This window comes from Marmoricola sp. URHB0036, assembly GCF_000426045.1.
Taxonomy (GTDB): Bacteria; Actinomycetota; Actinomycetes; order Propionibacteriales; family Nocardioidaceae; genus Marmoricola.
In genome coordinates this window covers 1-15052 of the sequence record NZ_AUEP01000013.1, presented here as the reverse complement: position 1 = coordinate 15052, position 15052 = coordinate 1, and the positions used below count along the sequence as shown (strand labels likewise).

22 protein-coding genes and 1 pseudogene are annotated in these 15052 nt (G+C 66.9%); 5 read left to right on the top strand and 18 right to left on the bottom strand.

Going from position 1 to position 15052, the window contains the following annotated elements; all coding sequences use genetic code 11:
* Positions 1–54 precede the first annotated feature (54 nt).
* The 16 genes and pseudogenes from H976_RS28920 to H976_RS30415 all read right to left on the bottom strand — a co-directional run bounded on the left by H976_RS28920 (position 55) and on the right by H976_RS30415 (position 9421).
* On the bottom strand, positions 55–702 hold the full coding sequence (locus H976_RS28920; protein ID WP_051276884.1) for a hypothetical protein: 648 nt from the start codon (positions 700–702) through the stop codon (positions 55–57).
* Between the two features lie 160 nt (positions 703–862).
* Positions 863–1162, bottom strand: a complete 300-nt coding sequence (locus tag H976_RS0115295) for a gas vesicle protein K (protein WP_027862263.1) — start codon at positions 1160–1162, stop codon at positions 863–865.
* A complete protein-coding gene (locus H976_RS0115290; protein WP_051276883.1) occupies positions 1155–1391 on the bottom strand; it encodes a gas vesicle protein in 237 nt (78 codons plus the stop codon). Before H976_RS0115290 ends, H976_RS0115295 begins: the two co-directional genes overlap by 8 nt.
* 1 nt (position 1392) lies before the next feature.
* Positions 1393–2160 carry a GvpL/GvpF family gas vesicle protein gene (locus H976_RS0115285; protein ID WP_027862261.1) on the bottom strand — a complete coding sequence of 256 codons (768 nt, stop codon included), beginning with the start codon at positions 2158–2160 and terminating at the stop codon, positions 1393–1395.
* Complete coding sequence (locus H976_RS0115280; RefSeq protein WP_027862260.1) at positions 2153–2509, bottom strand: gas vesicle protein; 357 nt, start codon at positions 2507–2509, stop codon at positions 2153–2155. The genes H976_RS0115285 and H976_RS0115280 overlap by 8 nt, the downstream gene beginning before the upstream one ends.
* Positions 2509–2949, bottom strand: coding sequence for a gas vesicle protein (locus H976_RS29610; RefSeq protein WP_081682940.1), 441 nt, complete (start codon positions 2947–2949; stop codon positions 2509–2511). Before H976_RS29610 ends, H976_RS0115280 begins: the two co-directional genes overlap by 1 nt.
* Entirely contained in the window at positions 2949–3197 is a 249-nt protein-coding gene (locus H976_RS0115270; RefSeq protein WP_027862259.1) for a gas vesicle protein GvpG, read from the bottom strand. Before H976_RS0115270 ends, H976_RS29610 begins: the two co-directional genes overlap by 1 nt.
* Positions 3197–3955 carry a GvpL/GvpF family gas vesicle protein gene (locus H976_RS0115265; RefSeq protein WP_027862258.1) on the bottom strand — a complete coding sequence of 253 codons (759 nt, stop codon included), beginning with the start codon at positions 3953–3955 and terminating at the stop codon, positions 3197–3199. Before H976_RS0115265 ends, H976_RS0115270 begins: the two co-directional genes overlap by 1 nt.
* A 193-nt stretch (positions 3956–4148) precedes the next feature.
* Positions 4149–4301, bottom strand: a pseudogene (gene gvpJ / locus H976_RS31155) (gas vesicle protein GvpJ); the annotation flags it as partial.
* A gap of 102 nt (positions 4302–4403) precedes the next feature.
* Positions 4404–5528 (bottom strand): SRPBCC family protein, encoded by a 1125-nt coding sequence (locus H976_RS26570; protein ID WP_036226752.1) that lies wholly within the window; start codon positions 5526–5528, stop codon positions 4404–4406.
* Between the two features lie 5 nt (positions 5529–5533).
* On the bottom strand, positions 5534–6703 hold the full coding sequence (locus tag H976_RS0115250; protein WP_027862256.1) for a hypothetical protein: 1170 nt from the start codon (positions 6701–6703) through the stop codon (positions 5534–5536).
* 183 nt (positions 6704–6886) lie between these two features.
* On the bottom strand, positions 6887–7108 hold the full coding sequence (locus tag H976_RS0115245; protein WP_036226748.1) for a hypothetical protein: 222 nt from the start codon (positions 7106–7108) through the stop codon (positions 6887–6889).
* 108 nt (positions 7109–7216) lie between these two features.
* Entirely contained in the window at positions 7217–8020 is an 804-nt protein-coding gene (locus H976_RS0115240) for a sigma-70 family RNA polymerase sigma factor (protein ID WP_027862254.1), read from the bottom strand.
* Between the two features lie 147 nt (positions 8021–8167).
* Positions 8168–8467: a DUF4235 domain-containing protein gene (locus H976_RS0115235; protein ID WP_027862253.1), complete on the bottom strand. Its 300-nt coding sequence runs from the start codon at positions 8465–8467 to the stop codon at positions 8168–8170.
* Positions 8454–8699, bottom strand: a complete 246-nt coding sequence (locus H976_RS0115230; protein ID WP_027862252.1) for a hypothetical protein — start codon at positions 8697–8699, stop codon at positions 8454–8456. The genes H976_RS0115235 and H976_RS0115230 overlap by 14 nt, the downstream gene beginning before the upstream one ends.
* Before the next feature lie 458 nt (positions 8700–9157).
* Complete coding sequence (locus H976_RS30415; RefSeq protein WP_027862251.1) at positions 9158–9421, bottom strand: ANTAR domain-containing protein; 264 nt, start codon at positions 9419–9421, stop codon at positions 9158–9160.
* Positions 9422–10040: 619 nt separating this feature from the next.
* Between H976_RS30415 and H976_RS29600 the strand changes: the two genes are divergently transcribed.
* From H976_RS29600 to H976_RS0115205, 4 genes are read left to right on the top strand one after another with little or no spacing between them, the layout of a single operon-like run.
* On the top strand, positions 10041–11132 hold the full coding sequence (locus tag H976_RS29600; protein WP_027862250.1) for a sigma-70 family RNA polymerase sigma factor: 1092 nt from the start codon (positions 10041–10043) through the stop codon (positions 11130–11132).
* The gene (locus tag H976_RS0115215; RefSeq protein WP_027862249.1) at positions 11125–12003 is read left to right on the top strand and encodes an STAS domain-containing protein; all 879 of its coding nucleotides are present in this window, start codon (positions 11125–11127) and stop codon (positions 12001–12003) included. The genes H976_RS29600 and H976_RS0115215 overlap by 8 nt, the downstream gene beginning before the upstream one ends.
* The gene (locus tag H976_RS26560) at positions 12004–12414 is read left to right on the top strand and encodes an STAS domain-containing protein (protein ID WP_081682938.1); all 411 of its coding nucleotides are present in this window, start codon (positions 12004–12006) and stop codon (positions 12412–12414) included.
* A gap of 14 nt (positions 12415–12428) precedes the next feature.
* Positions 12429–12701: a phosphatase RsbU N-terminal domain-containing protein gene (locus tag H976_RS0115205; RefSeq protein ID WP_196804104.1), complete on the top strand. Its 273-nt coding sequence runs from the start codon at positions 12429–12431 to the stop codon at positions 12699–12701.
* Positions 12702–13036: 335 nt separating this feature from the next.
* Here the strand turns inward: H976_RS0115205 and H976_RS26555 are convergent, their stop codons facing one another.
* Both H976_RS26555 and H976_RS0115190 read right to left on the bottom strand, forming a co-directional pair.
* Positions 13037–13666, bottom strand: a complete 630-nt coding sequence (locus H976_RS26555) for a peptidoglycan recognition family protein (protein WP_196804103.1) — start codon at positions 13664–13666, stop codon at positions 13037–13039.
* Between the two features lie 263 nt (positions 13667–13929).
* Positions 13930–14607, bottom strand: a complete 678-nt coding sequence (locus tag H976_RS0115190) for a hypothetical protein (protein ID WP_027862247.1) — start codon at positions 14605–14607, stop codon at positions 13930–13932.
* A gap of 140 nt (positions 14608–14747) precedes the next feature.
* Here H976_RS0115190 and H976_RS30065 point away from each other — a divergent pair, with 140 nt between their 5' ends.
* Positions 14748–14984, top strand: coding sequence for a hypothetical protein (locus tag H976_RS30065; protein ID WP_155918261.1), 237 nt, complete (start codon positions 14748–14750; stop codon positions 14982–14984).
* Positions 14985–15052: the final 68 nt, after the last annotated feature.

Genomic DNA, 15052 nt, shown 5'->3' with positions numbered 1-15052 from the left:
TTCGGGACGGCGAGCTGTTGGCTCGCCGCCCCGAACCCCGCTAGCTGTCGTGCGTCAGGCGCGCAGCGCTCCGAGGGCCCCGAGAATCCGGTTCAGCAGGGTGGTGACCCGGCCGAGCAGGTTGGACAACGGGCTGCCCCCATCGAGGAGACCCGCCACGAAGCACAGCAGGTTGCCCAGCAGCTGTCCCGCACCCGACTGGGCGATGACGTTGAGCACCACCCGGTTCAGGTGCACCTGCAGCCCCAGGATGTTCAGGTCCAGCGGAGCCAGCACCAGGTTGAGCACGTTGCACGCGCCCGCCGGCGGGGTGGGCGGGAAGGCCGCCGCCCGCGCGGCCGGCGCCGTTGCCCGGTGACCGTCGACCGAGGCCACCTTCATGACCACTCCACGCTTGAGGAACTTCAGGTCGGGACCCGGGCGCACGATGCGACCCTTCAGGATCCCTCGCGCCGTCAGCACTCCCGCGGTGGTCTGGAAGTGCTTGGGAACGAACACCGCTCGCACGACGCGGCCGCCAGCGGTCACCCCGCGCACCGGCGCGGTGATCTTCACGTGCTTGGCCTTGGCGTGGATCCTTCCTGGGGCGGTAGCGGCTGATGCGCTGCCCACCGCCGCTCCGAACAGAGTCATCGACAGTGCCAGTACGACGGCGATGAGCCCCGTCGGGCCCAGCCGCCTGATGGCGTTGCTGTGGGTCATTTCCAGAACCTCCCTCGCCGGGGTGTTTCCCCGGCATTCCGAAACCACTACCCCCAGCGGAGTGCCCGTAACGCCATACTGAATAGTCACAAAAGTTACCGAAAGGTACGGCGCACGCGCAGGCGGACGTCGTGGTGTGCCAGCACCCTTCCCGACGTCGTCAGGGCTCGGAGAGCAGGGTGCCGAGCGGACCGAGGTCGATGTTCAGGTCCTCCGTGGTGAGGTCGTAGCGCGACTTCAGGTCCTCCATCGCCTCCTCGAGCCGACTCAGCCCGAGCCCGAGGGCCTCCACCTGGTCGTCGGTGAGGTCCCCCTCCTCCACCCGGCGCAGCGCCTGGGCCTCCATCAGCTGGCGGACCAGCTCGATGATGGTGAGCACGAGCTTGAACAGGTCGCGCTCCACGGAGTCCGGGTCGGTCTCGAGCCGCTGGGTCAGCAGTCGACGGGCGTTCTCAGCCATCTGTGCCTCCTCCTTGCAGGTTGCGCGGAACCGGCATGTCCGCCCTCACGGTCGTGATGAGCGCGTGCAACCGGATCTGCACCAGGTCCACCCCAGCCAGGGAGATCAGCACGTCACCGGCCAGCACGACACCGGTGCCGAGGAGTCGATCCAGAAGGTCCACGAGCGAGATCTGGCCGGCATCCCGCACCGAGAGCTGTCCCCCGACGGAGCTCTGGATCTCGCTCATGTCAGTCGAGCGTGGCGAAGGAGTAGGGCGGCCACGGACCGTTCAGCTCGATCTCCAGCGTCGGGTTGAGCTCGGCCAGACGGGACACCACGGCGCGGAAGCCGTCGGTCTCCTCCGTGGGGACGAGGTAGGCACCGTTGAGGATCATGGTGTCGGCCCTGCCGGTCAGCCGAGGGTCCTGCGGTTGCAGCACCCTGGTCGCGACCACCGAACGCGTCAGCGTCTGGTGGATCTCGTCGGCCTCTCGAAGGTGCTGGTCGCCGGTCGACCGCCGCTGGGCCGCCTGCTCGCGCTTGCGCTGGAGGTACGCCGCGCCGGACGCCGGTCGCCCCGCGTCAACGGTCTCCGGTGGCGCCGGCCTCGTTGCGTAGACCTTGACGCTCCACTCGCGTCGCCCCTCGACACGGCTGAGCGCCTCGGACAGCTGGGTGTGCAGAGTCTCGACGCGTCCCCGCACGCTGGCGTCGTCGGAACAGATGGTGACCAGCCGCGTGGGGGCGACGGCACCTACCTCGGAGACGGCGTAGACGACATCGTGGTGCGTGCGGGCGACCTCCTCGAGCCACTCCATGTCCTCGAGGTGCTCCTTGAGCCGGTCCTCGCCGAACTCCTCGAGGTCCACCGAGCAGACGACCGCCTGCAGGTCCCGATGCTCGACCACCTCGAGTGGCGCGCCACGAAGGCCCAGGACACCCACCAGCCGCGCTGGATCCAGCCCTCGAGCGAAGGCGAACAGGTAGCGACCGTGCTCGGGTTGCGACTCAGGCATCGGCCCTGTCTCCCCCCGAGCCGGCCTCCAGCTCCTCGAGTCGGCGCCTCAGCTCGCGGTTCTCGTCGGCCAGTCCCTGCTCGCTCGAGCTGAGCATCGGATCGTTGCGCCACCAGTCGATGCCCATCTCGGCTGCCTTGTCGACCGAGACGATCAGCAGCCTGATCTTGATCGTCAGGAGCTCGATGTCGAGCAGGTTCACCTTGATGTCACCCGCGATGATGATGCCCTTGTCGAGCACCCGCTCGAGGATGTCGGCGAGGTTCGCGGGCGCAGGTCCGTAGGAGCTGCGCTCCACCGAGCTGGAGTAGGGACGAGAGGTGGCGGGGGTGCCAGCAGCCTCGGTCATCAGTCGTCACCCGGTGTTCCCCGGGCGTAGCGGCGCAGCCGCCGGTAGCCGAGCAGCGAACCCTGCTTGTCGGTGCTGACCTCGTAGAGCGCCAGCACGTCGGTGGTGTCCGGGATGCGGCGCATCTCGACCACCTCGACCTGCACGGTCCAGCCGTCGTCCGTGCTCTCCAGTCCGGTGACGCCCTCGACGGCCTTGCCGGTCAGCTCGAGCAGCTCACCGGCAGCCTTGGCGGCGACCTGGCTGGCGCGCGCGGCCGGACGCGACTCTGCGCGCGGCGCACTCTGCGAGCGCGGGGACGCCTTCCTCGTCGAGCTGCTGCCGCTCTTCTTGGTGGTGGTGCTCTGGTCCTCGTTTCCCTCGTCGCTGCTCTTCTTGGCGGCGGTCTTGCGCGTGCTCGATTTCTTGGTGCCGGATGACCGAGACGTGCTCGCTGCCATCACTGCTCCCTTCTGGGACGGTCCCGCGCGACCAACAGCCGCTCGACGAGCTCGTCCTCCCACATCGTTGCTTCAGCATCACTCAGGATGCCCTCGGCCCGCTGGCGCTCGACCTCTTCCAGCTGCTGACGGATCGCCACCGGGTCGTAGAAGACCTCCTCGGCGTGCTGGCGCACCTGCTCGGCCGCCGCGACGACGCCGCGGAGCGGTGCTGTCGGCAGACCGAGGATGCCCTTGATGAGGCCCATCAGCCGGCGCCCGCGAACTCGTACGGCGCCACCGGTCCGACCAGGCGCAGACGCACACGCTCGTGCAACGCCTCGGCCAGCTGCTCGAGGCCGTCCTCGAACTCGGCGATCCGCTCGTCCTCGACCAACACGGCCAGGTCCAGCAAGTGGTCCACTCCCCCACCTTGCCGACGCGCCTCGTCCAGCGCAAACGGTCGGATCGTGTCCAGGATGGTGCGGGCGTCGTCGTCGCGCTTGTCCTCGAGCACGCGCGAGACGAGCTCACCCAGCCGCACCAGGTCGGGGTGCATCGTGCCCTCGGGCAGCTCCCGCGTCCGTCGTCTGAGCTCGGCGATCTCCGGATTGCTCTGCACCACCTCGGCCAGGACCTGGTCCTGCACGTAGGTGGCCCTCAGGTTGAACTGGCGACAGCCCGCCAGGTTGGCCAGGAGGTCCGCGAAACGATCGTGCGACGGGGCGAGCAGGTCGTGGATGACGCTGTCGCGGTCCGCCATGATCGAGCCGAACTTCACCGGCAGCACCGTGGTGGCGTTGGCCAGCGCGTCGACGACCGAGTTGTGCGCCATCAGCTCGGCCCGGCGTCCGGGAGGGCGGTCGAGAGCGATGACCGACACCGCTGCGGCCACCTCCTCGTACGCGACGTACTCGACGTCAGCCTGGTCGATGCCCTGCAGTGGCAGGGGCGAGCCCCCGGGGGCCGGGACCACGCCGTAGACGTAGTACCCGGTCTCGGGGGCGCGCTCGTGAGCCTCAGGCATCCTCGGTCTGACGTCGGCGCGAGGACCTGCTGCGACTCGACGAGCGGTCGTCGTCGTCGCTGCCGCCCTTGATCGCCTTCTTGACCCCCTTGACGGCTCCACCGACCTTCTTGGCGGCGCCGCTCTCCTGCAGGTCGCCGACAACCTCGGTCAGGTCCTTGCCACCGTGCTCGTAGAGGTCGAGGCGGTTGGTCGCCTCCGCGAAGCGCAGGTAGGTGTCGACGCTCGCGATGACGATGCGCGCATCGATGGTGAGCAGCTCGATACCCACCAGCGAGACGCGCAGGTAGATGTCGATGACGATGCCCTTGTCGAGGATGATCTCGAGGACGTCGGCGAGCCCGCTCGGGGCGGGTCGCTCGAGATAGCCGCCGCCGCGGCGCTGCGTGGTCTGAACAGTCACGGTGTGTCCTTTCGTGGTGAGCCTGAGGTCTGGTGGTCGGATCTGCTAGCTGGCGCGGCGCCGGCGTGGCGGTGACTCCTCTTCCTCCTCCTCGGGCTCCTCCTCGGCTTCGTCTTCCTCGGGCTCACCCTCCTCGTCGTACTCGTCCTCGGGCTCCTCCTCGGCCTCGTCGTCCTCGGACTCACCCTCCTCGTCGTACTCGTCCTCGGGCTCCTCCTCGGCCTCGTCGTCCTCGGACTCACCCTCCTCGTCGTACTCGTCCTCGGGCTCCTCCTCGGCCTCGTCGTCCTCGGACTCACCCTCCTCGTCGTACTCGTCCTCGGAGTCCTCTGGACTCTCGTCCGCTTCCTGCTCTTCCTGCTCCTCGCGCTCGAGAGCCTCCTCATGGCTCTCCACGACCTCGCCGTCCTCGATGCGGCCGCGCCACCCCTCGACCCCGTCGGGATCGAGGATGGTCCGCGTCATCACGTGGCGACGGAAGTGGCGCACCTCGGCCCGGGCCCGACGTCCCTGGGCCTCCCAGATGTTGCCGGTCTTCTCGAACAGACCCTGCGGGTAGTACTCCAGTACGACGAGGATGCGGGTCAGGTTGGGCCCGATCTCGTGGAAGGTGACCGCGCCGTCGACGTGCCCCTTCTGACCCTTCGAGCGCCACACGATGCACTCGTCGGGGATCTGCTGGAGGATCGTCGCCTCCCAGCTGCGGTGGCTGAGGAAGATCTGCGCCTTGAAGTTGATCTTGTTGTCGTCGGTTGCCTCGGCGTTCTCCACCTTCTTCATGAAGCTGGGGAACGCACCGAACTCGGTCCACTGGTTGTAGGCGACCCGCACCGGCACGCCGACATCGATCGTCTCGACGATGTTGGTGGACTTGGTGGCCTTCCCGCCGCCGCTCTTGCCGCCGCCCCCGCCGGTGATCTTGTCCTTGATGCCGGACGCTGCGCCCTTCAGACCACCCAAGACCGGGTTGTCCCCCTGGGCGGCGGCCTCGCCGGCCTTGGCCGTGGCCTTGCCGATCGGACCTCCGTCACCGATGTCGGTCAGCTTGTCGGTCAGGCCGCTGAGCTTGTCGTTGACCGTGTCCATGGCCTTGTCGCCCAGGTTGCGGAGCAGCTCTGACCCGGAGTCCTTCAGCTTGTCGAGGCCCTCGGTTCCTGTGTTCTTCGCCATCGCGATCAGCTCCTCGAGCCTGCGCCGGAGCGCGAACGGCTCCGCGAGGCGGATTTCTTGGCCGTGGACTTCTTGGCCGTGGACTTGGTGGCCGGCGCCTTCTTGGCGGCTGCCTTCTTGGCGGGCGCCGACTTCTTCGCCGGTGCCGACTTCTTGGCAGTCGACGTCCGCTTGGTCGTCGTCTTCTTGGCCGTCGCCTTCTTCGCGGGCGAGGTCTTCTTGGCCGTTGACTTCTTGGCCGGAGCCGACTTCTTCGCCGGCGCGGACTTCTTCGCGGCGGACTTCTTCGCCGGCGACGCCTTCTTGGCCGCAGACTTCTTCGCCGGAGCCGACTTCTTGGCTGCCGACTTCTTGGCCGGAGCCGACTTCTTCGCCGGTGCGGACTTCTTGGCTGCCGACTTCTTGGCTGTACGACGGGAGCGACCGCGCCGCGGCCGGGATGAACGGGAGGACCGGCTCACCGGCTCCTCGTCATCCTCGTCCTCGGGCTGATCGGCCTCGTCCTCAGGCTCGTCCTCGGCCCCGTCGTCCTCGGGCTCGTCCTCAGGCTCGTCCTCGGGCTCGTCAGCCTCTTCGTCCTCGTACTCGTCAGCAGGCTCTTCGGACTCCTCGTCCTCGGACTCCTCGTCCTCAGGTTCCTCGTCCTCGGCCTCTTCGTCCTCGTACTCATCAGCAGGCTCTTCGGCGTCGTCGCCCTCGGACTCCTCGTCCTCAGGCTCCTCGTCCTCGGACTCTTCGTCCTCGTACTCATCAGCAGGCTCTTCGGACTCCTCGTCCTCAGACTCCTCGTCCTCAGACTCCTCGTCCTCAGGCTCCTCGTCGTAGTCCTCCTCGGGCGCCTGCTCGTCCTCCTCGTAGTCGTCGTACTCGTCCTCGTCATCGCCCCGACGCTGCGAGGTGAGCGCCTTGTTGGCGGAATCCAGACGGTTGCTGGCGACGGAGATGGCCGCGCTTCTCGCGGCGGTGAACAGCTCGCCCTTGATCCGGTCCTGCAGCTTGGCGAACTCCGGATTCTTGTCGGCCAGCTCCCCCAGTTGCTTCATCAACGCCTGTGGGTTGGTGGCTATGCGCTGGCCGGCGAGCATGCTCCCCACGGTGATGGCCAGCTTGAACTTCTTGGTACGGCCCAGCAGGTAGCCGGCGGCCACCCCGAGCCCAATTTTGGCAGCGGACATGGTTCTCCCTGTTGCTCCCTCGACGTCACCGACCCGGCGACGCATCCCCGAACACCCCACTCGAGACAACCGATCTGCGGAAGGCTCGAGCCCCGTCGTGCTCGTCTCTTTCCTTACCCACGTTGCTGTGTGTTACGCACATCACAGGCAGATCTGCCGTAGGACACCCGGCAGTTCCGAGCCTCAGACGAGCGCGGTGAGACGCTTCAGCAACGGAATGCTCGGATACGACTCCGAGCGAATGCGGTCCTGCAGGAAGACGACGTACGCCGGCGTCTCCTCGGGCGTCAACAGCTCCTCGATGAGATCCAGCATCGTGGTCGATGGATATTGATCCTGCTGCACCTTGTCCAGCAGCGTTGCCACGAGCTCTGCGCGTGCGTCGTCCTGGTCGATCCTGGCCACTGTTGCCTCCCTCGCTCCAGCCCCGTCCTCCACGTCGTGCCCCTCCCGACGCCTTTCATGCACGGGCGAGGGCACGACATCGCCGAACGGGTTCGTCGACGGATCCCGTCAGACCTTGTCATCGAGACCGCCTATGCCGAGACGCAGGTCACGGTAGATGCGGTTCAGGAGACGAGAGACCTGCATCTGGGTGACACCGATGTCCGCTGCTATCTCGCGTTGCGTCAGCCCGTGCACGAACCGCAACGCCAGGATCCGGCGGTCTCGCTCGCTGAGCCGGCGGATGACCGGCAGCAGGACGACGCGGGCCTCGGCCAGGTCCCGGGCATCGTCGGTTGCGCTCAGAAGCTCGCCCAACGGGGGGCCGGAGCCGTCCGCATTGACCGGCCTGTCCAAGGACGATGGCGCGTAGCAACCTTCGGTACCCAGTGCCTCCACCACGACCTCGCGTGGTTCCCCGATGCGATGTGCGATCTCGCTGGGACGAGGGGATCGTCCGAGCTCGTGCCACAGCTCGTCCTGTGCGCGGTTCATCAGTGGCTGGAGCTCCTGGATACGCCGAGTCGGACGGACCATCCAGGCGTGGTCGCGGAAGTACTTGCGGACCTCGCCTCGCATGGTCGGGACCGCGAACGCGACGAACTCGCTGCCCTGCGTGGGATCGAAACGCTGCGCTGCTCGGGTGAGAGCCGCGTAGGCGACCTGACGCAGGTCTTCCCGGGCGACCCCTCTGCCCGTGTAGCGGGAGACGACGGCATCGGCCATCGTCATGTTGAGGACGATGATCTGGTCGAGCAGCCGACGACGCTCCTCGGAGTCGTCGGTCCCGTGCACGCGACCGAACAGCTCCTGGGTGCGCCTTGCTCGCGTCTCCCTGCTTTTCCTGCGCTCAACTGCTACCAACGACGTCATGTCAGCGCCTTCGGTTGCCTGGCACGCCGCCTGGGCTCGACGGCGTGAGCATCGACCCGCCCACCCCCGCGGGTATCACTGTTCCTGCCCTGCGGCGCGACCACCCAAACCTGGCGGTACATCGCGATGGCCTGCGCACATCGGCGATCAATCCCCGGGCCACTCGCCGGTCCAGCGCTCGAACGCCCTGGCACCACCTCGGTTCACCAGTGCCTTGACCGCTGCGAAGATGGCGCCTTGCACGAGTGCCGCGATGAGCACCTCACGCAGGTTGTACTCCGACTCCAGGGCCTTCGGTGCGTCTTCCTGATCACCGGGGGTGGCGTGCTTCCACACCTGCTTGAACACCTGGCCGGCGACGACGCCCGCCACCACGCTGCTGATGAGCCCCACAGGCTGGTAGAGGATCTTCGCCGACTTGCTGGATCGCTTCTCAGTTCGTGCCATCGGACTTCTCCTTCGCTGGGCCCGTGCCCGTGTCTCCCGTGCCGTGGCCCGTTTCCTGACTCTCTCCTCGGCTCAGGCGAAGCTGCCGTCCCCGCGCTACGTCTTCCTTCGCCTTGGCCGACCCCTTCTCGGTCTTGGTGGCGTCGCGTGCCGGCAGCTGGAGTGTCTCCTCGGCCTCGAGGCTGGCCAACAGCCACAGCAGGCCCCCCAACAGACTGCGCAGGAACCTCACTGTCGTTTCACCTCCACACGAGGCTCGGGATGCGTCCTCGTTCTGATGTCACCGTGATTCATGTCGAGGCACCGGCTTGCTTGCGTCGGACCATGGCGGCTGCAAGGGCGACCGCTGCACTCAGGCACATCAGCACGGCCGGCGCCGCGCGGCGTGGAGCCCGTCGGCGTTCCCGGCTCCGACGCGACAGCCAAGATGACGGTGGTCGGTCATCACCGCTCGGCTCCTCGGTGAGGTGGGTGAGCTGGCCAGGCAGCTTCGCACGGCCCTCGGGCTGCCGATGGGCCCTGAACCGCCGCAGGCGCACGGGTGGCTCGACGAGCGGCGGCGCCACGACGGGGATCATGGTGTGTCCTCGCTGGTCCGGACGACCCTGATGCGTCGGGTTGCGGGCCGAGGCCGGTCGGGCCAGGTCTCGGGCAGGAGACGCATGAGCTCCGACAGGGCTGGTGGGTGCATCATCTCCCGAGCCCGGGTCGCGTTCGCCGTGCGACGACACCGGCGGCAACGTCGCGCACCTTACGGTTCTCGTGGGACGACATCTTCGTCAACGCCGCGAACGCCTCGTCCGGGGACAGGCGGAGCGCAGCCATGAGCAGGCCGGTTGCCTGGCCGAGCACGGTGCGGGACCGAAGCGCTTCGTGGAGCTGTGCGTTCTCCTGCGTGATCCGGGCCAGCTCGTCGTGCGGGTTTCCGGAGGAGTGGGCAGGTAGCTCAGCCACCAGGCCGAGCTCTCCGCGCGAAGGCAGGGGCGGACGGCCGGGGCGGGAACGCCTGGTGCTCGGCCCCGGCACCGTCGCGGTCCTTCGGGTCAGGGAGGTCTCGGGGGCGGGTACGCCCCTCTCCTCCTCAGAAGATCGCTGGCTCATACCTGTGACACGCCCCCGTCAGCCGTGCATGACGTGTCGGTTGCGTTGTTTCTCGGTGTCCACCCTCCTGTGCAGGCGCAGCAGCTCCGCCGGAAGTCCTGTGCGATCGACGTGACCTCTCGAGCGCGGCGACATCTTTCTCGGCGGATCTCCGTCATCTGGTGTGCCCGAAGGCATCTACATCTACGAGAGGCGGAAGGGCGACGGTTGACCATGCAAGGACTCGGCGATCCAGCTCCATGCCTCTCTGGACTGGCACGGGTCGGGACGGTCACCTGGTGTCCTGAGGTCGTGAGGTCCCTCCGCCAGGGACGCCGCGGTCACAGGATCGGGTTTCCGGGGAGGACCTGTGCCGTGTCCGGGAAGACGGTGCCCGAGCGGCCAGGGAGGGACGCATCGGGCGCCGTCCTCCGACGTCCTTGTCAACTCCCCGTCTTGGTGCTCGGCGTCGGATCAGCCGTAGTGTTCAGGCATGGGTGTGATGGAGTCGGCCGATGCCTCGGCGGACCCCGGCGAGGACCCTGACATCACGGCGCTCATCCCGGTCGTGCGTCGCGTCATCCGCGCACGCGTGAGCGATCCCTCAGCCGCCGAGGATCTCGTCCAGGAGACCTTGGTCAGGGTGCTGGGCGCTGCCCACCGGATCGAGCCCGGGACGCTCGAGCCCTATGCGATCGTCACTGCGAGAAATGTCGTGGCCTCCATGTGGAAGGAGCGCGACCGGCATCGTCGCAACCAACATCGTGTCCTCGACCTTTCCCCTGTCGAGGCGCCCGACGACGAGCTGCTGCGGCAGGAGGACGAGAAGGCCATCACCACCGCCTTGGAGCGATTGTCCGAGAGGGAGCGTCAGACCCTCCTGGCCCACGAGGTGTCCGGGCTCGACACGCGGGTGCTGGGCGACGACCTGGGACTGACTGCCGGTGCTGTCGCTGCTCAGCTCAACCGGACGCGCGCCCGACTGCGAGTCGAGTACTTGTTGGCCCTGCACGACATCAGTGCGCCGACTCCCCAGTGCCGGCCAGTGCTGTTGGCCTTGTCCAGCGGAGAGCGTCGCCGACAACGGGAGGTGCACGCAGCACGGCACTTGTTGGAATGCGATGTGTGCGCGGACCTGAGCCTTCCGCTGATGAGCCGTGGGCAACAAAGTGACACCGAGGTGCGAGTCCCGATCCACGACGCACCAGACGTGGTCCTGGCGCGCAAGCAGGCACGTGAGCTGGCATCCCGCCTGGGATTCTCTGGGACGGATCAGACCATCCTTGCGACGGCTGTCTCCGAGATAGCGCGCAACATCGTCAGGTTCGCCGGCAAGGGAGTGGTGCTCATCGAGATGCTGGACGACCCACGGCCGGGTCTCCGCGTGACAGCGAGCGACACCGGACCGGGCATCACTGACGTCGACCGCGCACTGAGGGACGGGTACAGCACCTACAACGGGTTGGGGATGGGCCTGCCCGGCGCTCGCCGCCTGATGGACGAATTCACCCTGGTCTCCGAACTGGGACGAGGCACCACCGTGACCATGACCAAGTGGCGACAGGAAGGAACACCCCATGAATGAGGCATCGCGAGCTCAGGCAGCCAGCGACGAGGAGCAGGAGCTGCTCCCACAGCTGGTCGCACACCTGCGTGAGCACCGCACACGCCTGCGCCAGGAATGGGCCACCAGGATCCACGACGCGCACCTGCTCGAGGCGATGTCGCCGCAGGAGATGGAGCTGGAGACCACGTCCGTCTACGACAACTACGTCGAGGTGCTGGAGACGGGCAGTGTAGAGGCACTGCAGCACTACGCGCGGGACCTGTCGGAACGCATCATCCCGCGCGGCGTCGAGACCCAGGAAGTAGTCGGCATCGTGCTTCTGCTGCGCGACGCGCTGGCCCGATCGCTCTTCAAGAAGTACCAGCAGGACTTCGCACTGCTGAACCGCGTACTGGATGCGTACGAACCCGCAGCCAACAGAATCGCCAACACCGTGGCAGTCAGTTTCGTCGATGAGCGGGAGCGGGTCATCCGGCAACAGCAGGATGCCATCCGTGAGCTGTCCACTCCCGTGCTGCCGGTTCGAGAGCGGCTGCTGATCCTGCCCATCGTCGGCGTCCTGGACACCGAGCGGGCACGACAGCTGACCGAGCAGCTCCTGATCGGGATCCGGACGCACCGCGCCAAGGTGGTGGTCATCGACATCACCGGTGCACCTGACGTCGACGAGGCGGTGGCCAATCACCTGGTGCGCACGGTGGACGCGTCCCGCCTGATGGGAGCGAGCGTGATCATCACCGGGCTGTCGCCGGAAATCGCTCAGACACTGGTCACCATCGGAGTCGACCTGAGCAAGATGAACACCATCGGCGACCTTCAGGGCGGCCTCGAAGAGGCCGAGCGGTTGATCGGCTACACCATGCGTCGGCAGGACGGGTTGGTGGAGTAAGTGGACACGGGGCCGGCACTGGTTTCCATACTGCGGCAGGGGCGGTACCTGCTCGCATCGATCCATACTGCGCTGGACGATGCCCAGATGGAGAGGTTCCAGCACGACCTCATCCAGGAGATCGGTCAGCACCGGTCGAGCGGTGTGATCATCGATGTCGGCGCCCTTGACGTCCTGGACTCGTTCGGCTCGCGAACCCTGGGCAACATCGCCGAGATGTCCCGGCTGCGCGGGGCGCTCACCGTCATCGTGGGCATTCAGCCCGACGTTGCCTTCGCCATGGTCGAGCTCGGCATCCACGCGGATTCCATGCACACGGCACTGGACCTCGAAGAGGGTCTGGCGTATCTGGGGCGCCACACATCAACACCTTCGGCACCGGCCTCTCCTCCTTTCCGGGGAGCGCCATGACTCGGTTGGCGGACTTGAAACGTGACTACAAGACCGGTCTCTTGCGCTACCTGGTCCGGACCGACGAGCCCCCTCTCCACACGGCGTACGTGATCGGTCGCTGGGCCGTGACGGAGGGGCTCAGCATTCTCGACCTGTCACGGATTCACCACGAGGTCCTGGTCGAGATCCTGCAAGACACGGAGAGAGAAGAGCTCGGCAGCGTCGTGACGAGCGCCTCTCAGTTCTTCGGCGAAGCGCTCGCCACGTATGACATGACTCAGCGGAGCTTCCTCAGCGGCTCCTGAAGAGTGGGTGACGCACCGGTCGGGGCGCCGACATCGCCCCCGCTGGGCACAGGTGCAGCAGAACCGCCCCGGCACTGATGGGCCGAGGCGGTTCCACGAGCTAGGAGTGCTGCGGCCCCCCGATCACCGACACAGCTCCCTCACCCGTACGGCCGGTACCCGGGAAGGCCGTGAGGATCACGGCTCTCTAGACCGGACCGTCCCAGGTTCTGAGATGCAAGGCAGACTGGACCTGCGGCCGCCCCGCGCATCTCGGCTCCCCCCGTGTCGACAGCGCGGGGTGGCCGTTCGTCACTCCATGGGCTCCATGCACTCCACCGACGGTCTCGATTCGCTCAATCGGTCCCGTTCTCGATCCGTGTGGCCCGCGCTCTGCCGGCGCTCACGCTCAGGGCCCGCATCGTCACGTGTCCCCGGCGCCGTCGTACACGACGCCGCACTGTGCCGTTGAAGATGAGGCGCCGCAGGTCGGCACCCGGGCAGAGTGTCGAGGCATACGCCCGGTGACCGCGAATCGCGGCCGGAGCGATGCCGAAACGGGAGCTTCCCCAGGCCAACACGTTGAGCAGGGCGCTGAACTGGGCCGTCGAGACAGCCTGCTCCTCGAAGTTGCCCAGCGCCATGACCAGTAGGTGCCCGCGCGGGTTGTAGTCCGTGTTGGTGTCGCCCACCGCCCATATCGGGCGACCCTGGTAGACGTTGCCATGCCGGTCGATCAGCAGGTGATAGGCGATGTCAGGCCACCCCCGCGCCTGATGGTCCGCCTGAAATGTGCGTAGCTGCGCGGGCGCGGTCCGGTTGTCGCGCAGGATGACGCCGCTGTGGTGGATGGTGATGTGGCTGATCCGATGGCGGACAAAGGGCTTGGTCGCGGGACGTGCGTCCCATGCGGAGCGTCGCAGCAGCGGAACCTTCCGCGTGGCGGCCTCCGCCGGCGAAGCGCCCAGCAGGGTGGCACCGACCACGGCGGGTGGCACCCACAGTGCGCGGCGGCGACTGATGGTGGGGCCGCTGCAGTCAGCACACATGGTGGTCTCCGCACCCTCGACGATCCATCAGATCAGCACGCGGGATGTGCGCCTCACAACCGCCGTCTTGCGGGGTGAGCGCACGGAGCGAACCGCCACGGCGCTGTGACTCCGTGCCCGACACACCTGGCGCCCCGCGTGCTCAAACCTCCGGACATGCCGATGTCCGGACGCTCATCCAGGAGTAGGTCGCGGCCCGTTCAGCTCTCTTCGGGTGGCGTGTGACCCGAGATTTCCCAGTCCAACCAGGACATTGTTGACGCGTCAGGTGCGGTGACCAGGGGTGTGGTTCCCCATCCCGAGAAGGTGAAGGGCCAGTGCATGTAGTGCGGGTGAATGCTCCTGGGAAGACCGGCCGCATCAATGACGATCCTTGTGTCCACGCCCGGTTCGCTCCCGTCGTATCCCTCCCCACGGACGTTCTCGCCGACGGCCTTTTGAATCGCCGCGATGCTGAGGAGGCACTTGTACGTTGTCGAGTCTTCATCTCTCGAAACAACCTCGACATCACCATCGGGCAAGATGCCCTCGATCAATCCCAAGGGAGTCCCGACAGTGGTCCATTCCCGCTCGCCCGTGAGGTCGGTTGTGGTCCACTGCTGGGTGACCAGCGGGGGGCCATCGGTGTTCGTGTCGTAGCGGTGGGCCAAGCGGTATTCGGTGTCCCCAACCACTCGATACTCACTGTCGGGGTCATCCTCGCCGAGTCCGACAACGCGAACGTCTGTGCCGCCCGGGTGAATCGTGAAGTCCACGTTGACGTCGAAGCAGTCAACGAACGCGCCGTGGCCCGTTCGGGCGAAACGGACGGCGTCAGCAAGCCCCGCCGCGAACAGGAAGCCTGGGACCGTCTCTCGCTCGCGATCTGACGATGTCATGCCGCACATTCTGGGCGACGTTCCCCGAAACCATGTCGAAACCGGCACATAGCCTCGGCGATCCGCCTGCTGGTCGTCTAACCGGTGCGTCCGGACATGCCGCACAGACGCTGCCTCCGGCGGACTCGTATCGTTCAGGCGTGGCGAAACACACCGGGGTGCTCTTGCGGTTTTCCGACGGCAGGAGGCAGTTCATCGACGACGCGCACGTGCATGGGTTCCGCGACGGTGACCTGCTGATCGCACTTGGACCTGCTGAGGCGGGTCTCCATGCTGTGGTGGCTCGAAGAGTTCCGGTCGCAGAGCTGGCCTTCGCTGACACCCGCAATGCCTATGACGACGACGGCGAGCCTGATACGCATACCCTCAACTGGTGAACCGTCTTATGGCGAGGACATCGCGATCAAGGTCTGGCTCGGACCGGCTCTGACATCGGATCAGCGGG

Bases quoted from the DNA above. Each gene is read 5' to 3' on its own strand.
- H976_RS28920 (WP_051276884.1), bottom strand. From the start codon at position 702: ATGACCCACAGCAACGCCATCAGGCGGCTGGGCCCGACGGGGCTCATC.
- H976_RS0115295 (WP_027862263.1), bottom strand. From the start codon at position 1,162: ATGGCTGAGAACGCCCGTCGACTGCTGACCCAGCGGCTCGAGACCGAC.
- H976_RS0115290 (WP_051276883.1), bottom strand. From the start codon at position 1,391: ATGAGCGAGATCCAGAGCTCCGTCGGGGGACAGCTCTCGGTGCGGGAT.
- H976_RS0115285 (WP_027862261.1), bottom strand. From the start codon at position 2,160: ATGCCTGAGTCGCAACCCGAGCACGGTCGCTACCTGTTCGCCTTCGCT.
- H976_RS0115280 (WP_027862260.1), bottom strand. From the start codon at position 2,509: ATGACCGAGGCTGCTGGCACCCCCGCCACCTCTCGTCCCTACTCCAGC.
- H976_RS29610 (WP_081682940.1), bottom strand. From the start codon at position 2,949: ATGGCAGCGAGCACGTCTCGGTCATCCGGCACCAAGAAATCGAGCACG.
- H976_RS0115270 (WP_027862259.1), bottom strand. From the start codon at position 3,197: ATGGGCCTCATCAAGGGCATCCTCGGTCTGCCGACAGCACCGCTCCGC.
- H976_RS0115265 (WP_027862258.1), bottom strand. From the start codon at position 3,955: ATGCCTGAGGCTCACGAGCGCGCCCCCGAGACCGGGTACTACGTCTAC.
- H976_RS26570 (WP_036226752.1), bottom strand. From the start codon at position 5,528: ATGGCGAAGAACACAGGAACCGAGGGCCTCGACAAGCTGAAGGACTCC.
- H976_RS0115250 (WP_027862256.1), bottom strand. From the start codon at position 6,703: ATGTCCGCTGCCAAAATTGGGCTCGGGGTGGCCGCCGGCTACCTGCTG.
- H976_RS0115240 (WP_027862254.1), bottom strand. From the start codon at position 8,020: ATGACGTCGTTGGTAGCAGTTGAGCGCAGGAAAAGCAGGGAGACGCGA.
- H976_RS0115235 (WP_027862253.1), bottom strand. From the start codon at position 8,467: ATGGCACGAACTGAGAAGCGATCCAGCAAGTCGGCGAAGATCCTCTAC.
- H976_RS29600 (WP_027862250.1), top strand. From the start codon at position 10,041: ATGGGTGTGATGGAGTCGGCCGATGCCTCGGCGGACCCCGGCGAGGAC.
- H976_RS0115215 (WP_027862249.1), top strand. From the start codon at position 11,125: ATGAATGAGGCATCGCGAGCTCAGGCAGCCAGCGACGAGGAGCAGGAG.
- H976_RS0115190 (WP_027862247.1), bottom strand. From the start codon at position 14,607: ATGACATCGTCAGATCGCGAGCGAGAGACGGTCCCAGGCTTCCTGTTC.